The sequence below is a fragment of the Arsenicibacter sp. R0_47 genome, assembly GCF_057652235.1.
Window position 1 is genome coordinate 163,300 of the sequence record NZ_JBYFCJ010000009.1, and the last position, 17,716, is coordinate 181,015.

The window sequence follows — 17,716 nt, forward strand, 5'->3', positions numbered from 1 at the left end:
AAACATGATGCTGACAAGAACGGGATTTACCGGAATATGCTGCCTGCTGCTTTCGTACCTGGCAAGCGCTCAGCCGGACAGCTATGGCCTGTTGCGGAAAGGGTTTACTGACCCGCCACGGCAGGCACGGCCTAAAGTATACTGGTGGTGGCTGAACGGCAATGCCGATACGGTGCGGCTGAAACAGGAACTTCGGTCGATGAAGCAGGCAGGGATCGGCGGCGTTGATATTTTTGAAATCGGCGTGCCGGCGGCCAATAACCCGGACAACATGGTAAAAGCCGGGCCGGCGTTTATGAGCGATGCTTCGCTGGATGCCATTACAACTGCCGTCAGGGAAGCCACCCGTCTGGATCTGGAAGTGGGGCTTAACGTGGCCAGCAGCTGGAATGCCGGTGGGAGCTGGGTCAGGCCGGAGCATGCTGCCAAGTCGGTTTACGTATCGAAAACGCGGGTAGACGGTGGTCGCCCGCAAACGGTCAGGCTGCCGTTCCCGGAAATCAGCCGGCTGGATGAAAAAGGCAAGCCACGGGTGATTGCATACGGCGCCGACGGCAAACCGGTCTGGCACCGTGAGATCGCCGTAGTAGCGATTCCGCCGGATACCCGGAATACCAGCCTGGACACCAGCCGGATTCTGGTACTGACGGACCGGTTCGATGCGCAAACGGAGCTGTTAACATGGATCCCGCCGCCCGGGCAGTGGGAGGTGCACCGGTATGTGTGTGCTAACTCAGGCGAGCAGCTGAAGCTTCCGAGCGCCAACTCGAAAGGGCCGATTATTGATCATTTTGATTCGACGGCTACCCGCGCCCACTTCACCTGGTTTATACAGAAGCTGATCCCGCGGCTCGGTGATTTGTCGAAAACTGCTCTGAAAACACTCTATCTGGCCAGCTACGAAGCCACCGGCTTTGTCTGGACGCCGGACCTGCCCGCCGCCTTTAACGAGATCAACGGATACCCGATTGAGAAATTTTTACCCGCCCTCTTTGATAAAACCCTGCTGCCCGGGAGCCTGACGGATAGGTTTCAGCAGGGGTATAACCGGACGCTGTCGGAGTTGATGATCCGGAATCATTACCGGAAGGCGGGCGAAATCTGCCACCGGTATGGCCTGCTGATTGCGTCGGAGGCAGGCGGGCCGGGGCCACCGCTGCATAACGTGCCGGTCGAGACGCTGAAGGCGCTGGGAGCCCTTGATGTGCCCCGCGGTGAGTTCTGGAGCCGGTATACCTACCTCGCTCCCGATAGTGTAGACATCATGTGGCTGGTCAAGGAAATTGCCGCCGCAGCCCATATTTACGGCCGGAAAATGGTGGAGGAAGAGTCGTTTACGAGCTTTCACCACTGGCAGGAGGGGCTCGCCGATCTGAAACCCATTGCTGACCGGGCGTTTTGCGAGGGCATGAACCGCGTAGTGATTCACGGATTCAGCCACAATCCGGAAGGTACGGGAGTACCGGGAATCGTTTATAGTGCAGGTACGCATTTCAACGATAAGCAAACGTGGTGGCCGATGGTAAAACCGTTTACGGACTACCTCGCCTGCGTGTCATACGTGTTGCAGGAAACGCAGTTTGTGGCCGATGTACTGTATTACTACGGTGATCAGGTGCCGAACTTTGTGCCGCCTAAAAATACACGGTTTATCGTTGGCCGGGGCTATGATTACGAGATCATAAACACCGATGTGCTGCTGCATAAACTAACGGTTGCGGACGGACAGCTTGCCTTACCGGACGGTACCCGTTTCCGGGTGCTGGCACTCCGTCCGGACGGGCAGTTACCGGCGGCAGTACTGGCTAAACTGCATCAGCTGGCGAAGCAGGGAGCGGTCATCAGCGGCGGACCGTTCGGGACTGAAACGCCGGTTGCGTTGCTGCGAAAGGCGTCGGTTGGCCCGGACGTGGATGTGCCGGCGGCCTCAGCACCGTGGTTTGACTATGTGCATTACCGGCAACAGCAAACGGACGTTTACCTCGTCCGGAACAGCTCGCCGCAGTGGGTGACCACGCAGTTTTCTTTCCGCCAGTCGGGCAAAGCGCCGGAACGCTGGAATCCGGTGGACGGTAGTGTGGTTCCGGTACCGGTGTATGATCAGCAGGGAGGCCGGACGCAGCTTCCGTTGTCGCTGCCACCGTATGGCGCGTATTTTATCGTGTTCAAACCAGGGAAGGCAGGACCGCACTATACCGGTATACTGGCCAAAGGAGCGGTTTTGCCGGTAATCGACTACACACCGGCGGGTATCCGGTTCAGGGAGCCTGGCACGGTTACGCTGTCGGGCAAAGGCGGCACAACAGTAAAAACAACGGTCCGTACACTTCCCGTATCAGGGAGCTGGCAGGTGCAGTTTCCGGCAGGCGGGGGCGCTCCGGAACAGGTAACGCTGCCGGAGCTAAGCTCATGGGCTGATTCGGAGCAGGAGGGGGTGAGGTACTTTTCGGGGATCGGCCGGTATCAGAAACGCATTCACTATGCAGGCCGGTTACCGGCCCCGCAGGAGCGTGTGTACCTGGATCTGGGAAAGGTGGCTGAAGTTGCCGATGTCCGGATCAACGGGCACCACGCCGGTATTTCGTGGGCCGAGCCTCACCGGCTTGACATTACGGAATGGATTCGTGAAGGTGAAAATACACTGACCATCGACGTTGCGAATACGTGGTCGAACCGGCTGACAGGCGATGCAATCACCGGAGCGCACTATACGAACACCAACACACTCATTGGCTATAAGGGAACGCCCTGGAAACAGGTTCCCCTCCGGCCCTCCGGGTTGCTCGGGCCGGTGACGATTCAAACCATAAAAACTGATTGATACCCATGCTACGCACTGCGTTCAGGCTTGTTGTCTGGCTGAATTTACTGATTCCTGCCGTATATGCCCAGCCGGCGGATACCGGCCTGTATCTGGCCGGTGTTAAGAAAGAACTGAATGCCGTCTGGCCCAAAAACCGGACGATCAACCTGGTGTTTCACGGGCATTCGGTACCGGCCGGTTTTTGGCATGATCATGAGGTACATACCCTTGAATCGTACCCGAATCTGGTACTCGAACGGCTGAAAAAACAATATCCGTACGCCGTTATTAACGTGATTGTCACCGCTATCGGCGGCGAAAACAGCATCAAAGGGCAGACGCGCCTGGACACAGACGTATTGCCCCACAAAGCGGACGTGCTGTTGATCGACTACGCCCTGAATGACCGGTTTTCGGATATCGGTAAAGTAAGGGAAGCGTGGGAAACGATGATTCAGGCAGCACAGGCGCGGCAGATTCCGGTGATTTTACTGACGCCTTCGCCTGATCAGCGTATCGATATAACGGATCCGGCCAATCCGCTGGAACCGTATGTGCGGCAGATCCGGGAACTGGCCGGTCAGTACCATACCGGCCTGGCCGACCCGTATCCGGTCTTTCAGCAACTGACGAAAGCCGGTAAGCAGAAAAACTATATGTCGCACGTTAACCATCCCAACAAAGCTGGTCACGAGGTTATCGCGGCGGAGATCATGAAGTGGTTTACACCGTAGGGCGGACCTGCTTCTCCGGATTGGCAATAACGGCGAACTTGTATTTGTCGCCATGATAGTACGATTGCTCGATTTCCACAATTTTATCATTGGTACAGACCACGGCACTGTCGAGGACAAAAACGGCCGTTGGTTTCGACAGATCAAAATTGGTGGTGTTTGGCTCCAGAATCCGGACGCTCAGTGTCTGCTGTACTTCGCTGATATGCAGGTGATACACATTTTCGTAGACCTTAAAATACGACACTTCGGTCGGGATCCGGTTTATTTTCGGGCACATTTGCAGCGAAACGTACTTGACCTCATCCTTGATCAGGATCTCGTCGGCATACCGGAGCTGATGCAGTTTCATGACGGGCCCCTCAATGATAAAATGACGGCCGTTGATCTCCGAGGAGATGCCGTCGGGCAGGATTGTTTTCTCCAGCACAATGTTTTTGGGGGTAAACCCTTCGGCAATCAGGCTGTCGTGGAAACCGCGCCGCGTGGCATAAATTGACCCCAGAGTCCGGAGCAGATGATGATCTTCGGTGCGGTTCAGTACGTAGGTGCCTTTGCCTTTTACACGCCGTGCCCAGCCTTTCGACTCAATTTCCAGTAACGCTTTCCGTGCCGTCGTATTGCTTACGCTGTAGGTTTTGATCAGTTCATTTTCTGATGGAATCTGATCGCCCGGTTGCAGTTCTCCTGTTTTAATGCGTTCGATAATGAGTTCACTGATGGCAATGAACTTGGCTTTCTGGTGATCACCCGTAGTTAGTAGCAGATTTTCTTTCATCAAGGTTCATGCGGGCGAGGTATGGTTAGCACCGTCGCTGTGGTAAAGGCTGTAAAGATACACTTTACGCACTAAGTTAAATATACTCCGACTGACGAATTATCCGGCTCCTGACATGCTGTTACAGAAAACGGCCTGCCCTCACAGAAAAGGCAGGCCGTTTGCGCCAGACAAATGAAGGTGTTAATACCTTTCGTTCTGGTACATCTTTGTCGGGTTCAGCTTGTACTCATCAAACGGAATCGGGTAGTAATAATCCTTCCGGCCGAAGTTCGACACCTTCGCGGTTCCGTAATCCGCCTGGGTTTTGCTTTTCATAAGTAAGTATCTAAGATCAAATGCAATGAAAAACGGGTCAGCCGGACAAGTGCAGCACTAAATGGGAGGATGGGCGAAAGGAAAAAGGTTCAGGAACGATAGCTGACTATGCAGCTGCAAAAGACGGACATTAGTGTTACCGGAGCATTACCGGAATCTTGTCAAATTGTTGCGAAATGAGTTGTTAGGTATACTTTACGCTGCCTGGCAGGAATGATAATGAATTCGTAATCTTACGGGTAAAATCAGCCCGACAGGCATCTGTTACATTTGTATGTTTTTACGCTCATGATGATTAACCCGCGCATGTGGACCGCCTTTGTTCTGGGCGGTCTTTTATCGGCACAGCTGGCCATTGCCCAGATTCCTGCTAAAAATACCTATGAAAAGCAGGAACGGGCGGGCTATACCCTGGGCCGTATAGCTAATCTGCGAGTCCTTGAAAATGCCCTCAACTTTGTTGTAGTAGGTGACTGGGGCCGTCAGGGGGAATATAACCAGAAGGCGGTTGCCCTCCAGATGGCTAAAACCATGGCCGGCATGGAAGGCAACTTTGTGATTTCAACCGGCGATAATATTTACCCCGACGGCGTTGCCAGTGTGCAGGATCCGCTGTGGCGGGGCAGTTTTGAATCGGTCTACACCTACGCACACCTCCAGCGGAACTGGTATCCGGTGTTAGGCAACCACGACTACGGCGGCAATGTGGACGCTCAGATTGAGTACTCGAAAATCAGCCGCCGGTGGCGGATGCCGGCCCGCTATTATTCGCTGAAAAAACGGGTTGGCAAAAGTAAGGCGCTGTTTGTGTTTATCGACACCAACGGCTTCGAACCGGCCTATTACAAAAACGAAGACCTTGCTCCGGCCCTGAGCCAGCAGGATACTACCGCCCAGCTGCGCTGGCTGCGGGAAGTTCTGGCCGACCCTGACCCGTCGATCCGCTGGAAAATCGTGGTAGGCCACCATCCGCTGTATTCAGCCGGTAAACGGGTGGCCGTTACGGGACCGGTCCGGCAGGCAATTAAGCCGATTCTGGATGAATTCGGGGTCGATATCTATCTCTGCGGCCACGATCACGACTTACAGTATAACAAACCGGTGGGCCCGACGCACCATTTTCTGTCGGGGGCCGGCTCCGAAACGGATAACAATCCGCACCAGACGCCGGAGCGTATTTTTTACAATGGCACTAACGGGTTCATGGCCTTTTCGATCACCGAAAACCAGTTTCTGGTACAGATCATCGACTACCTGGGTCAGGTCCTGTTCTCGCGCGTAATTCCCAAAAATGACGTACCGAAAAAATAACCGTGGCATCCGGATTTGGCTGGGCCTGTTGCTGCTGTCTGTATCTGTCCATGCCCAAACGCCCATGCGCTACACAACCGCTCAGGCTCACTCGCACAACGATTACGAACAAAAAATCCCGTTCTGGCAGGCGTATCACCAGTCTTTCGGTTCGATTGAGGCCGATGTTCATGCCGTAAACGGTACGCTCTATGTGGCCCACGATCCGTCGGCCATTGCCGGCAACCGGACGCTTGACGCGCTGTATATTCAACCGCTGGTGCAGCAGGTGACCGATCTGAAAGGCGTTGTCTACGAAAATAAACAGCCCCTGCAATTGCTGATCGACCTGAAAACACCCGCTGACCAGACACTGCCGTTTCTGGTAAAACAACTGGCGGCTTATCCGGCGGTCTTCGGCGACAATGGGCCGGTACGGGTAGTCGTAAGCGGCAATATGCCCAAACCGGAGCAGTTTTCCTTGTACCCCTCGTGGCTGAAATTCGACGGTCGCCCCGACATTACCTACACTGATGAACAGCTAACCCACGTCGGTCTGATCAGCCAGTCGTTTCTGACCTACAGCGGCTGGAACGGTAAAGGGTTGATTGTGAAAAAAGAGCGGGCGAAGCTGCTGGCCATGATCCGGAAGGTACATGCGCAGGGCAAAAAAGTCCGGCTCTGGGCCACCCCCGACAATGTAAATACGTGGAAGGCGCTGATTAACCTTGGCGTCGATTTTATCAATACCGATCACATCGCCGAGCTGGCCAGCTTCCTCAACAGCCGCCCGACGGCAGAGTTTCAGAATACCCGTTTTCACACGCCTTATCAGCCAACCTACCGCAACAACGATGAGCGCAGCCGGGTCAAAAATGTGATTCTGCTGATCGGCGACGGTATGGGACTGGCGCAGATTTATGCCGGTCTGACGGCTAACCGCGGGGCGCTCAACCTCGGCCAGTTTCTTAACATCGGGTTCTCGAAAACGAGTGCGGCTGACACCTACATCACCGATTCGGCGGCGGGCGGTACGGCGATGGCCACCGGCACAAAAACCAACAACCGCTACATCGGCGTGGATTCAACGGGAGCGGCCTTACCCGCCATTCCGGCCCTGATCCGGCAGTGGGGCATGCCGTCGGGGATTATTACGGTCGGAAGTGTGACGGATGCCACCCCGGCTGCATTCTATGCTCATCAGCCTGACCGCGCGTTTGAACATGAGATTGCCACGGATTTTCTGCGTTCGCCGGTCGACATCCTGATCGGGGGCGGTTACCGGTTTTTTAACGACCGCCGCGTGCTGGATACCCTCCGGCAGCGGCAGTATCAGATCGGGACAGCCTTCAGCGAGCTGGAGACGATGAAGGCTCCCTTTGTGCTGCTCGACGATCAGGCAGTCGGGGCGGTGCATCAGGGCCGGACCAGCTTTCTGCCGGACGGGTTGAACAAACTCATCGTCGAGCTGAAAGGGCGGAAAGAAGGCTTTTTTATCATGGCTGAAGGGGCCCAGATTGATTATGGCGGGCATGCCAAAGACCTCGGCTATGTGGCCCGCGAGATGGTGGATTTCGACCGCGCCATCGGTGAAGCGATGCGCTTTGCCGACGAAAACGGTGAAACCCTCGTCATTGTCACGGCCGACCACGAAACCGGCGGGCTAACCCTGCTCGACGGGGATCTGAAACGCGGGTATGTCGACGGGCATTTCAGTACCAACGACCATACGGGTGTCATGGTGCCGGTGTTTGCCTACGGTCCGCATTCCCTCGATTTCCGGGGCATGTACGAGAACACCGCCATTCACCACAAAATCATGTCGATTCTGAAGCGGTACAAAAAGTAAAACCACGAAGGCGGGAAGGCATGAAGGGGCACCAGGTAAGCACACTAAGCATAATTTTGCCTGTGCAACTTTGATGTTTAGTGTACCTGGTAGAATGTGTAATTAACGATTTACCACATAGCCACATAGAAAAACAAAGATTTTTTAATCTTATGTGCCCTATGTGTCTATGTGGTTTTTCAATTATAAAGCTGAATTATAGTATCAGCTAGTTTCCTCTTCGTGCCGCATTGGTTCTTCCTGCCTTCGTGGTTAAATCTAGTTAACAGGTACCCGGATAACGGAAAGCGAGTGCGGCACCAGCGTCAGAGTGATGGCTTTTTTGCGGGCATCAACCGGAATCTGCCGCTCGACCGGACTAACCGCCGTGGCGTTTTCAAACGTATTGACCGCATCCAGTTTGTCGGTAGTCAGCAGGGAGAGGGTAGCCGTGGGTTTCAGCTTTTTCGCCCCGTCGAGCTGAATCGTGCGGTCAACCGGCTTGTTCGAAACGTTCACGAGCTTAACAATCACCTCATTCGTTTTCTGGTCGAGTACCGCCGATGCATACAGACTGTCGGTACCGGCAACGATCGCCCCCTGCTGCTTCAGGTCGAGTACGTGCGTGCCCTTGTGGACCGAAAACAGCTTCTGCACGTAATAATTCGGGGTACCATATACCCGCAGGTTATCGACCCAGATCAGGTCAGGTGTCCACTGCCAGCCTTCGGCATGCGCAAACAGCGGGGCATACGACGCCATGTTGACGACAGCCGCATTCCGCTCCAGCCCCGTCATAAACGCCGCTTCTGACAACGCACAGAGCCAGTTATTTTTGTTGTTCACGCTGACGACGCGGTCACTTTGCGCGGCCCATTCGCCGGCAAACACCTTTGAGCCCGTGCGGGGGTAGTTATCGTAGCGGGTCACATTTTCCAGAAACCATTCCGGCCGGCGGTAGTAGTGCTCATCAATCAGATCGGCATTCATGGCCCGCAACTTGCCGTTCAGGTAGTCGAAGCGGTCGCCGTTCGGATCGGTTCCCGACGAACAAACCAGCTTCATGTCCGGATATTTTGCCTTAATCGCTTTCTGAAAAACCGCCAGCCGTTCGATGTACTGCGGCCCCCAGTTTTCGTTGCCGACGCCGAGGAATTTAAGGTTAAACGGTTTGGGATGGCCCAGGTCGGCCCGCTTTTTCCCCCAGGCTGTAGATACGTCGCCGTTGGCAAATTCGATCAGGTCAAGAGCGTCCTGTACGTACGGATCAAGCTGATCAAGGGGCACGAGTTCAGCGGTATTAAACTGGCAGGCCATACCGCAGTTCAGGATTGGAAGCGGCTCAGCACCAATGTCTTCGCATACCTGAAAGTATTCCAGAAAGCCGAGGCCGAAGGTCTGGAAATAGTCCGGTGCCGGGCGGTGGGCAAATTCAAAGTTCCAGCGGTTAATGATCAGCTGCCGGTCTTCCACGGGGCCGATGGTCTTTTTCCACTGGTACCGCTGCGACAGATCGTGGCCTTCGACGATACAGCCACCCGGGAACCGGACAAACCCCGGTTTCATGTCGGCCAGCATCTGAATCATGTCGGCCCGCATACCGCCCGGACGACCCTTCCAGGTATCTTCCGGAAACAGCGATACCATGTCAAGGTCCACCGTGCCTTTGCCTTCCACCCACAGGCGGAGTTTGCCTTTCTGCACCGTCTGCGAAGCGGTAAAGCTTACCTGTTGCTTGTGCCATTGTCCGTCTTTGGTGGCTGGTGTCAGCACGCCGCTGCCTACCACCTCGTTCGTCTCATTCAGCAGCTCCGCACGCAGGGTGATACTACCCGACAGGAGGCGATACATAACCGAAAAATCGTAGCGAAGGCCGTTTTTAAGGCCCATGCCCTTAAAGCCTTCGTTGGTCAGCCCCATGTCGCCGGTAGCGAGGTTGTTGGCCGTAATGTGCAGGTAGCGCGGGTTATTGCTACCTTCATCCTTGCGGTTCTGCACCAGCAGATCACCTTCCGTGCGTTTTTTGCCTTCCTGTTTCCAGCCCATCAGCGGCTTAAAAAACTCAAACGACCGGTTTTTGACGAGTTCGGCATAAATACCGCCATCGGCACCGAAGTTAATGTCCTCGAAAAAGACGCCCCACATCGTCGGCTGGATTTCCGCAACCGGCTTTGCCGTATTAACGTTGATGACGGGAGCCGGTTGGGCCAGCGCCAGGGAAGCCGATGCGAGCAGGACGGCCACCGCCTTCGGTAAAGTCTGAATCATGTTCACAGGTTAAATAAGTTAAGCAGATTAAGGTATCCGGTGCACGTTTTTCACCCCTTTGCGCTGGTTTATCACCGGAGTTTTCAAAACGTGTAAATCTGACACAATTTTAAGCGCGTAAAATTTATTCTCCAAATAGTTCAACCGATTTGTATGTGGGGCGCGCCAGGCTGAAGTATGGTGCTAGGGGGGGACATGAATGATAGCATTCGGTAGTTAGCATCCCATTGCTACTTCAAGCATGATATATTTCGTAATTGTCAGATTATTGTCGCTTCGTTTCCCACGAATCCGAAGAAAATAACGACTGATTCCCACTGCTGCTGGTTCCGCTGTCGGTGACTTAATTGAGGCAATAAGGGCTGTCCATCTATCCCCGCAATGATTCTTAACTTCTTCTCTTAATTCTGTAATTGGAATGACAGGGAACCTGTGGGACTCTTCCTCCGAATACGAATGGCCGGTAAATGTATTCTCATTTGTTGCTTTCAGAGGTTTCCAGTCTGATAAATAATGTTTCCAGTTTACAAGATCGCAGTGAGGGCCGTCGTCCATAATGGTGACGCTTGTTTCATAGCGTTGGTCAACTTGTAGGTTTACTAATAAAGAAGTTGAGATAATAATAGATTGGTTTTCAATGGTTTGGCCGATATCCCCATAAAGATAAACCATATCTTTTTGTGTTTCATTTACTACTGTTGATTCATCGAACAATACTAATCTGTTTATTGAAACAGAGAGTTCGTTGAAGTTTATACTAGTGTTTTTAGTTTTCTGATCAATCTCTACATTTTGCTTTATGGCGCTATCATTGGTAAATGTTAGGGTGTCGAAAAAAAAGCTGTCATTCGGTACTGACTTACCTGCTTGTTTTCTTGAGGTTTCATTATGGCAGGACCAGTAAATCAGTGTGACTAAAAAAAAGGCTGTCAGGAAATAAAAACGATTAATACTATTATGTTCTTTCATGGCTTAACAGGCAGGATTTCGTAATGCTTTTTGATGACTCCCCGTAACCTACTCAATTTTTGGCAGAGACCATTGGTACCGGATGGCGAGGAGGCGGAAGAGGGTGATGGTACCGGCCGATAGGATAAAGTTCAGGGTGGGGTCGAGGCCAAGGGTGGCACACGACAGGTAAATGACCGCACCGGTAAAGCAAGGAGTCACGTATAGGTCCTTACCGAAAATAACGGGCAGGTCGTTGACAAGGGTGTCGCGGATGACGCCGCCGAAAATGGCCGACATGATGCCCAGCAACACCGCAGCCCAGCTGTTTACGCCGGTACTCAGCGCTTTTTGCAGGCCCAGAATCGTGTAAATGCCCACACCCAGGGTGTCGAACAGCAACAACGGACGCTTCAGGGCACCGAGCCACCACGTCCGCCGGAACACCGCTACCAACACACTGCCGACAATCACAATCAGGTAGTTCGGGTCGCGGATCCAGGCAATAGGGTGAGACCCCATGATGATGTCGCGCAGGGTGCCCCCGCCGATGGCTGTGACGAAGCCGATAAAGAAGATGCTGAACAGGTCGTGATACATTTTTTTGCTGAGGGCCGTCAGGGCTCCGGAGATGGCAAAAACACTTGTGCCCACCAAGTCGGTGAGGTACCAGATAGTCATGTGCGTTGAATGGTTGAGCTAATATCCGGCGGCAAAAATAACCGGTTACGGCCGGAAGTGCCCGGAAATAATGGCCGCCGGTAACGTTCCCGGCAACGTTTGCATAAAAAAAGGCAGGGATCGCCTGGGAAATCCGGCTAATGGATGGTATCTAACAAAGATTAATTGGTATAAACCAGCCATCTGAACCCTGCTAAACCCCGTTTTCTGACATGCGTACGGCAAGTCTGTTTCTCTTTTTTATCACTGTATTAATCAGTACGTCATTTGCCCAAACCACACCACCGGCATCGGTTACGTATCCGGCCTCCTTTACGGTGGCGCAGGACGGAAGTGGTAATTTTCGTACCATTCAGGAGGCTGTCAATGCCTTCCGCGACCATTCGCAGGTGCGGGTGACGCTCTACATCAAAAACGGCACTTATGCCGAAAAACTGGTTATTCCGTCCTGGAAACCCAATATCCACCTGATCGGCGAAAGCCGCGACGGGGTGATTATTACCGGCAATGACTACTCGGGTAAGCCTTATCCGAACGGTAAGGATGCGACGGGCAAGGACAAATTCAGCACCTACACGTCGTTTGTGGTACTGGTTGACGCCCCCGACATTCTTCTTGAAAACCTGACCATTCAGAATACGGCCGGCCGGGTCGGGCAGGCGGTGGCCCTGCATGTGGAGGGAGACCGGTGCATCGTCAGGAACTGCCGGTTGCTGGGCAATCAGGACACGCTGTTTGCTGCGCGCGAGGGCACCCGTCAGTACTACGAAAACTGCTACATCGAAGGCACGACGGATTTCATCTTCGGCAAGGCAACGGCTGTATTTCAGGGCTGTACTATCAAAAGCCTCGTGAATTCGTACATCACCGCCGCCGCAACACCCGACTATCAGACTTACGGTTTTGTCTTCTTCGATTGTACGCTGACGGCTGATCCGGCGGCGCAGAAGGTTTATCTGGGGCGTCCGTGGCGGCCACAGGCCAAAACGATCTTTATCCGGACCGGGATGGGAACCCATATCCTTCCCGAAGGCTGGCAGAACTGGAGCAATCCGGCGAATGAAAAGACCGTGCTGTATGCGGAATATGGCAGTACAGGCCCCGGCGCGAATCCGGCCGGCCGGGTGAAATGGTCAAAGCAACTGTCTGCTAAAGAAGCCAAACGATATACATTACAAGCTATTTTCGGCGGGGCGAGTCCGTGGGAACCGCGTTAACATTGGTTGCTGCTGGTTTCTGCTGGTTGTTTTCGTTGCGTATTTATGCGGTAAACCAGTAACAATCTTCCGGCAAAGGTTATTCCGGCTGTTAATCCGACTATTTGTCAAAAAATACGACATGAAAACGATCTCACTTGCTGCTGTTGCGTTGCTGTTTCCGGTTTATGGGTGGGCACAGAACGCGCCGGCGAAACCCGCTTCCTATGTCTCAAATGTCTGGGTGTCAGATCAGGGAAACGGGACGTATAAAAATCCGGTGCTGAATGCCGACTATTCCGACCCTGACGCCTGCCGTGCCGGTCAGGATTATTACATGATTGCGTCGAGCTTCGATGCGGTGCCTGGCTTGCCTGTGCTGCACTCACGCGATCTGGTGAACTGGACACTAATCGGCCACGCCCTGAAGCGGCAGCCACCCCTTGACCACTTCGCGAAAACACAGCATGGCAACGGGGTGTGGGCACCTGCAATCCGGTACCACAAAAACGAGTTTTACATTTATTATCCTGATCCTGATTTCGGCGTTTACATGGTAAAGGCAACCAATCCGGCGGGGCCGTGGTCGGAGCCGGTGCTGGTCGAAAGCGGCAAGGGACTGATTGATCCCTGCCCGCTCTGGGATGACGACGGCAAGGTATACCTCGTGCATGGCTGGGCCGGTAGCCGGGCGGGTATCAAAAGCATTATTACCGTGAAGCAACTGAGTCCCGATGGTACGAAGGTGATCGACGAAGGGGCTATTGTTTACGACGGCCACGAGACCGACCCGACCATTGAGGGACCTAAAATTTACAAACGCAACGGCTATTACTACCTCTTTGCCCCGGCCGGTGGTGTGCCGACGGGCTGGCAGCTGGTACTGCGGTCGAAAAACATCTACGGGCCCTATGAGCGCCGGATTGTGCTGGATCAGGGAAAAACAGCGGTCAACGGGCCGCATCAGGGCGCATGGGTGGATACACCACCGGTGAAAGGCAAACCACAGCAGGACTGGTTTCTGCATTTTCAGGACAAGGAGGCTTACGGGCGGGTGGTGCACCTGCAACCCATGCGCTGGATAAACGACTGGCCGGTGATTGGTGTTGACCCCGACGGTGATGGCAAGGGAGAACCGGTACTGACCTATCAGAAGCCGGCAGTCGGTGCAACATACCCGATCGCTACACCCGCTGAATCTGATGAGTTTAACGACCTTACATTAGGGCTTCAGTGGCAATGGCAGGCAAATCCGAAAGGAACCTGGATGACCACCAGCAAACTGGGTTTTCTGCGGCTGTATTCCTGGAAAGTCCCTGAAGATGCTAAAAACCTGTGGGATGTGCCGAATATACTGATGCAGAAGCTCCCCGCCGATGCGTTTACGGCGACCACTAAAATGACGTTCACGGCCAATCCGAAGCTCGAAAATGAAAAAGCCGGTCTGGTGCTGATGGGGCAGAGTTATGCCAGTCTGGCAATCCGGAGCCGGAAAGACGGCCTCGAGCTGGTCTATGGTGTTTGCCGGAAAGCGGTTGACGGTAAACCGGAAGCGGAAACCGTATTGACCAGACTGCCGAACGGAACAGTGTACCTGCGGATACGAATGACCGGCGGTGCAAAGTGCCAGTTCAGCTACAGCCTCGACGGACAGTCGTTCACCGCTGCCGGTGAGCCGTTTCAGGCGGAGCCCGGCAAGTGGATCGGTGCCAAAATGGGGCTGTTCTGCACCCGTACCACGCAGATCAACGACTCCGGGTTTGCGGATTTCGACTGGTTCAGGGTCGAGCCGAATCAGTAGCGGAAAGCCGGGCAATTGTCCGGCTTTTTTTGTATCTTACTACCCTGTTCATTACCGCTTTACACCCCGATCTCCTTTGTTAAAATGGCTCAAAATAAGACAGTTGAAACAACAAACAGCGTGGCCTCTTTTCTTGGCGCCATCCCTGATGAAACCAAACGTACCGACAGTCAGCAGCTGGTCAGTATCATCGAGGCCCAAACCGGTACCTCTCCGAAAATGTGGGGGCCGGCCATCGTTGGTTTCGGCAGTTATCACTACAAATACGAAAGCGGGCGCGAGGGTGATGCCCCACTGGTTGGCTTTTCACCCCGCAAAGATGCCCTGACCCTGTACCTGTCAAGCGACTTTCCCGAACGGGAAACCCTGTTGACGCAGCTTGGTAAGCACAAGACCGGCAAAGGCTGTGTCTACATCAAAAAGCTCAGCGACGTAAACCTTGACGTACTTCAGGCGTTGATCAGTCATGCGTTTCAGTACATGCAGCAAACTTCGTAGAGACGCAATATTTTGCGTCTCAGTTCCAGAGCGTCTCAGTTCCAGAGCGTCTCAGTTCCAGAGCGTCTCAGTTCCAGAGCGTCTCAGTTCCAGAGGTTTTGCGTCTCAGCCCTACGGTGATTGCAGGGACCGGACAGGGTTGCGGCTGGCAGCTTTCAGGCTTTGCATTCCGATGGTAAGTAGGGCCAGGATGGTGGCCAATACCCCGGTCAGGATAAATAACCACCACGAAAGTTCTACTTTATAGGCAAATCCCTGAAGCCATTGCCGCATACTATACCAGGCAACCGGCGCAGCAAGTGCGGTGGCAATCAGTACGAGCCTGACAAAGTCACGTGCCAGCATGGACAGAATATTGGCAACGCTGGCACCCATCACTTTGCGGATCGCGATTTCCTTTGCCCGCTGATGGGTCAGCAGGGTCGATAATCCGAATAAACCCAGACAGGAAATAAAAATGGCGATTCCGGTAGCAAGCGCGGCTGTTTCAAGTAAGGTTTCCTCCTTGCTGTAGAACAACTGAATGTCTGTGTCATAGGGGAGGAGCCCAAAATCGGAGTCAGGAAACAAGGCATGCCAGCGTTGCGCAATGGCTGCCATTGTGCTTGTTTGACTGGCGAGGTTTTCAGGAGCGATCCGGATAGTTATGTGGTCAAACCCGCGTTTGTCATAGGCGAGAAAAAGAGGTTTGATCGCCTCATGTAATGACGTATTGTGGAAGTTTTTGATGACGCCGACAATAGGTAAAGGTTGGGTGGCATTTTCAGGTACAAGCTTCCCGATGGCGTCTTCGGGTCGCTTATAGCCCATTGCCTTTACGGCTGCTTCATTAAGGAGAAGCTCCGACGCTGTTGCCGATGGCCGGAGATTACGACCTGCCAGGAGCGGAATCCTGTATGTATGCAGGTAGGCCGTATCGACATAACGACCATCAATGCTAACGGATGCAGGACCGTTTTTACCGGTATAGGTAAATAACCATGTGCGGCGTGAGAGATCCGCAGGCAGGTTGCCGGTGCTTGCAGACAGAACACCCGGTATTTGCCGGATTTGGGCCAGAAAGGTTTCCGTTCTTAATGAGCTGTCTCCCGCTGACTCTATGGGCGTAAGGCATGTGTATACATTTTTATGAGCAAAGCCCATCGGGTGATTAAGTGCAAAGCTCAATTGACGATACACAATGATTGACCCGAAAATAAACACCTGCGCAATCACAAACTGGAAAACGATGAGTCCCTTTCGAAGTGAAAGCTGTGGTTGCGGGGTCCGCGAAAGCTGATTGCGCAGTATATTCGCCGGCTGAAAACGGATCAGGAGCCAGGCGGGGTAGAGGCCTGTTGACAGACTTACGAAAATCAGTATTCCACTCAGAAACAGGCCTGTAAGCAGCCCATCCGAAAAATCAGCGCTCCCCGCCGGCAACAGATAACTGTAAGTTGGTAAAAACAGTCGGGTGAGCATCAGTGCCAGGCAGAGTGCCAGCGATGTCAGCACAAACGACTCCCCGATGATACGGCCAACGATTAACCGGTGTGGGCTGCCAAGTATCTTGCTGATGCCCATTTCTTTGGCTCGTGCAGGAAGCTGCGCGGTCGTCAGGTTAATGTAATTGATGATGCCTAAAGCCAGTAAAAAGAAGGCCAGCCCAATCAGTCTGAGCAGCAAACGGCGATCCGCATGTACCATAGGTTCATGGTAATCAACGCCGAAATGGATATCAGAGAAGGGTTGTAAGACCAGATGACTGCCGGGCAATGGTTTCTGTTGCCAGTTTGCAATGGCTTCCTGAAGTCGCATTGGGTCGGCAGCGGGTGAAAGCCTGAGCAGTACCTGCTGATTGCTGTTAGCGGCCTGCCACTGATGATTGTCTGCCGTCAGCTGTTTGCTGGTCGATAACGACATAAATTCCTTGTTGTCGAAGCTGCTGAGGTAGGGCAGGTCTGTAACAACACCGGTGACCTGTACGGCTACCGAATCAAAATATATAATCGTTTGGCCGATAACCTGCTGAGGGGTCAGCGTCGGGAAATACTTTTTCGCGCGGCTTTCGGTCAGAATTACCTCGTTGGGACGCATCAGCACCGGTTGCGCCGTTGCGGATACCCCGGCTCCGGCAATGGTCTGGTGGGGGAAAAACCGGAAATACCGGGCGTTCGTGAGGATTAAATCTTTGGGCTCTATAAAAAAGGAGGAAGCTCCCTGCGATTGAGGAACCCGGACATTGGTCCACTCGCGAATGATGGGCACGGCAAGTTCGACGCCCCCTACCTGCGAAAAATCGTTCAGCGCTACGGGTAACGGTACGCCGGCAAGTCCGGGGCTAACACCATTGGTTTGTGGTTGAGTAACAAGCCGGTAAATCCGGTCTTTGTCCGGTTGCTGCCGGTCAAACGAAAAATCATAACTCACTACCCTGAAGATGATCAGGGCCGCGCTGAGGCCTATCGCAAGACCTGCGATTGTTAATAAGGAGTAGAAACGGTTCTTCCAGAGATGACGGATAACAAGTAAAAGGGAGTGGTGTAACATAGTCTTACCTGGCGATAGTGGATCATATAAATGCTCTGCCAAGG

The 17,716-nt window shown here is 53.4% G+C and carries 13 protein-coding genes; 7 read left to right on the top strand and 6 right to left on the bottom strand.

Translation table 11 applies throughout. From position 1 onward, the window contains the following. Positions 1-4: 4 nt before the first annotated feature. Both AC23NW_RS17360 and AC23NW_RS17365 read left to right on the top strand, forming a co-directional pair. The gene (locus AC23NW_RS17360; protein ID WP_487450890.1) at positions 5-2,821 is read left to right on the top strand and encodes a glycosyl hydrolase; all 2,817 of its coding nucleotides are present in this window, start codon (positions 5-7) and stop codon (positions 2,819-2,821) included. 5 nt (positions 2,822-2,826) lie between these two features. Continuing rightward, entirely contained in the window at positions 2,827-3,537 is a 711-nt protein-coding gene (locus AC23NW_RS17365; protein ID WP_487450891.1) for an SGNH/GDSL hydrolase family protein, read from the top strand. Here the strand turns inward: AC23NW_RS17365 and AC23NW_RS17370 are convergent. Together AC23NW_RS17370 and AC23NW_RS17375 are read right to left on the bottom strand one after the other, a co-directional pair. Beyond that, positions 3,527-4,315, bottom strand: a complete 789-nt coding sequence (locus tag AC23NW_RS17370) for a GntR family transcriptional regulator (RefSeq protein WP_487450980.1) — start codon at positions 4,313-4,315, stop codon at positions 3,527-3,529. The genes AC23NW_RS17365 and AC23NW_RS17370 overlap by 11 nt on opposite strands. A gap of 183 nt (positions 4,316-4,498) precedes the next feature. Further along, on the bottom strand, positions 4,499-4,633 hold the full coding sequence (locus tag AC23NW_RS17375; RefSeq protein ID WP_487450892.1) for a hypothetical protein: 135 nt from the start codon (positions 4,631-4,633) through the stop codon (positions 4,499-4,501). A 288-nt stretch (positions 4,634-4,921) separates the two neighbouring features. On the opposite strand from AC23NW_RS17375, the gene AC23NW_RS17380 reads away from it, so the two are divergent. Next, positions 4,922-5,944 carry a purple acid phosphatase family protein gene (locus AC23NW_RS17380; RefSeq protein WP_487450893.1) on the top strand — a complete coding sequence of 341 codons (1,023 nt, stop codon included), beginning with the start codon at positions 4,922-4,924 and terminating at the stop codon, positions 5,942-5,944. Then, complete coding sequence (locus AC23NW_RS17385) at positions 5,925-7,772, top strand: alkaline phosphatase (protein ID WP_487450894.1); 1,848 nt, start codon at positions 5,925-5,927, stop codon at positions 7,770-7,772. The genes AC23NW_RS17380 and AC23NW_RS17385 overlap by 20 nt, the downstream gene beginning before the upstream one ends. Positions 7,773-8,030: 258 nt before the next feature. Here AC23NW_RS17385 and AC23NW_RS17390 read toward each other — a convergent pair whose 3' ends face one another. The 3 genes from AC23NW_RS17390 to AC23NW_RS17400 form a co-directional block, all read right to left on the bottom strand. Continuing rightward, positions 8,031-10,019 (bottom strand): alpha-L-arabinofuranosidase C-terminal domain-containing protein, encoded by a 1,989-nt coding sequence (locus AC23NW_RS17390; RefSeq protein ID WP_487450895.1) that lies wholly within the window; start codon positions 10,017-10,019, stop codon positions 8,031-8,033. 216 nt (positions 10,020-10,235) lie between these two features. Next, on the bottom strand, positions 10,236-10,988 hold the full coding sequence (locus AC23NW_RS17395; protein ID WP_487450896.1) for a hypothetical protein: 753 nt from the start codon (positions 10,986-10,988) through the stop codon (positions 10,236-10,238). Between the two features lie 48 nt (positions 10,989-11,036). Then, positions 11,037-11,648 (bottom strand): trimeric intracellular cation channel family protein, encoded by a 612-nt coding sequence (locus tag AC23NW_RS17400; RefSeq protein ID WP_487450897.1) that lies wholly within the window; start codon positions 11,646-11,648, stop codon positions 11,037-11,039. A 212-nt stretch (positions 11,649-11,860) separates the two neighbouring features. On the opposite strand from AC23NW_RS17400, the gene AC23NW_RS17405 reads away from it, so the two are divergent. From AC23NW_RS17405 to AC23NW_RS17415, 3 genes are all read left to right on the top strand, one after another. Continuing rightward, positions 11,861-12,865, top strand: coding sequence for a pectinesterase family protein (locus AC23NW_RS17405; protein ID WP_487450898.1), 1,005 nt, complete (start codon positions 11,861-11,863; stop codon positions 12,863-12,865). 121 nt (positions 12,866-12,986) lie between these two features. Continuing rightward, on the top strand, positions 12,987-14,645 hold the full coding sequence (locus AC23NW_RS17410; protein WP_487450899.1) for a glycoside hydrolase family 43 protein: 1,659 nt from the start codon (positions 12,987-12,989) through the stop codon (positions 14,643-14,645). Positions 14,646-14,765: 120 nt separating this feature from the next. Then, positions 14,766-15,143 (top strand): DUF1801 domain-containing protein, encoded by a 378-nt coding sequence (locus AC23NW_RS17415; protein WP_487450900.1) that lies wholly within the window; start codon positions 14,766-14,768, stop codon positions 15,141-15,143. A gap of 111 nt (positions 15,144-15,254) precedes the next feature. Here AC23NW_RS17415 and AC23NW_RS17420 read toward each other — a convergent pair whose 3' ends face one another. Next, positions 15,255-17,672, bottom strand: coding sequence for an ABC transporter permease (locus tag AC23NW_RS17420; protein ID WP_487450901.1), 2,418 nt, complete (start codon positions 17,670-17,672; stop codon positions 15,255-15,257). Positions 17,673-17,716 lie beyond the last annotated feature (44 nt).

Excerpts from the sequence above, each read along its gene's own strand:
- AC23NW_RS17385 (WP_487450894.1), top strand. The coding sequence starts at position 5,925 with ATGACGTACCGAAAAAATAACCGTGGCATCCGGATTTGGCTGGGCCTG.
- AC23NW_RS17405 (WP_487450898.1), top strand. The coding sequence starts at position 11,861 with ATGCGTACGGCAAGTCTGTTTCTCTTTTTTATCACTGTATTAATCAGT.
- AC23NW_RS17410 (WP_487450899.1), top strand. The coding sequence starts at position 12,987 with ATGAAAACGATCTCACTTGCTGCTGTTGCGTTGCTGTTTCCGGTTTAT.
- AC23NW_RS17420 (WP_487450901.1), bottom strand. The coding sequence starts at position 17,672 with ATGTTACACCACTCCCTTTTACTTGTTATCCGTCATCTCTGGAAGAAC.
- AC23NW_RS17390 (WP_487450895.1), bottom strand. The coding sequence starts at position 10,019 with ATGATTCAGACTTTACCGAAGGCGGTGGCCGTCCTGCTCGCATCGGCT.
- AC23NW_RS17365 (WP_487450891.1), top strand. The coding sequence starts at position 2,827 with ATGCTACGCACTGCGTTCAGGCTTGTTGTCTGGCTGAATTTACTGATT.
- AC23NW_RS17395 (WP_487450896.1), bottom strand. The coding sequence starts at position 10,988 with ATGAAAGAACATAATAGTATTAATCGTTTTTATTTCCTGACAGCCTTT.
- AC23NW_RS17400 (WP_487450897.1), bottom strand. The coding sequence starts at position 11,648 with ATGACTATCTGGTACCTCACCGACTTGGTGGGCACAAGTGTTTTTGCC.
- AC23NW_RS17360 (WP_487450890.1), top strand. The coding sequence starts at position 5 with ATGATGCTGACAAGAACGGGATTTACCGGAATATGCTGCCTGCTGCTT.
- AC23NW_RS17380 (WP_487450893.1), top strand. The coding sequence starts at position 4,922 with ATGATGATTAACCCGCGCATGTGGACCGCCTTTGTTCTGGGCGGTCTT.
- AC23NW_RS17370 (WP_487450980.1), bottom strand. The coding sequence starts at position 4,315 with ATGAAAGAAAATCTGCTACTAACTACGGGTGATCACCAGAAAGCCAAG.
- AC23NW_RS17375 (WP_487450892.1), bottom strand. The coding sequence starts at position 4,633 with ATGAAAAGCAAAACCCAGGCGGATTACGGAACCGCGAAGGTGTCGAAC.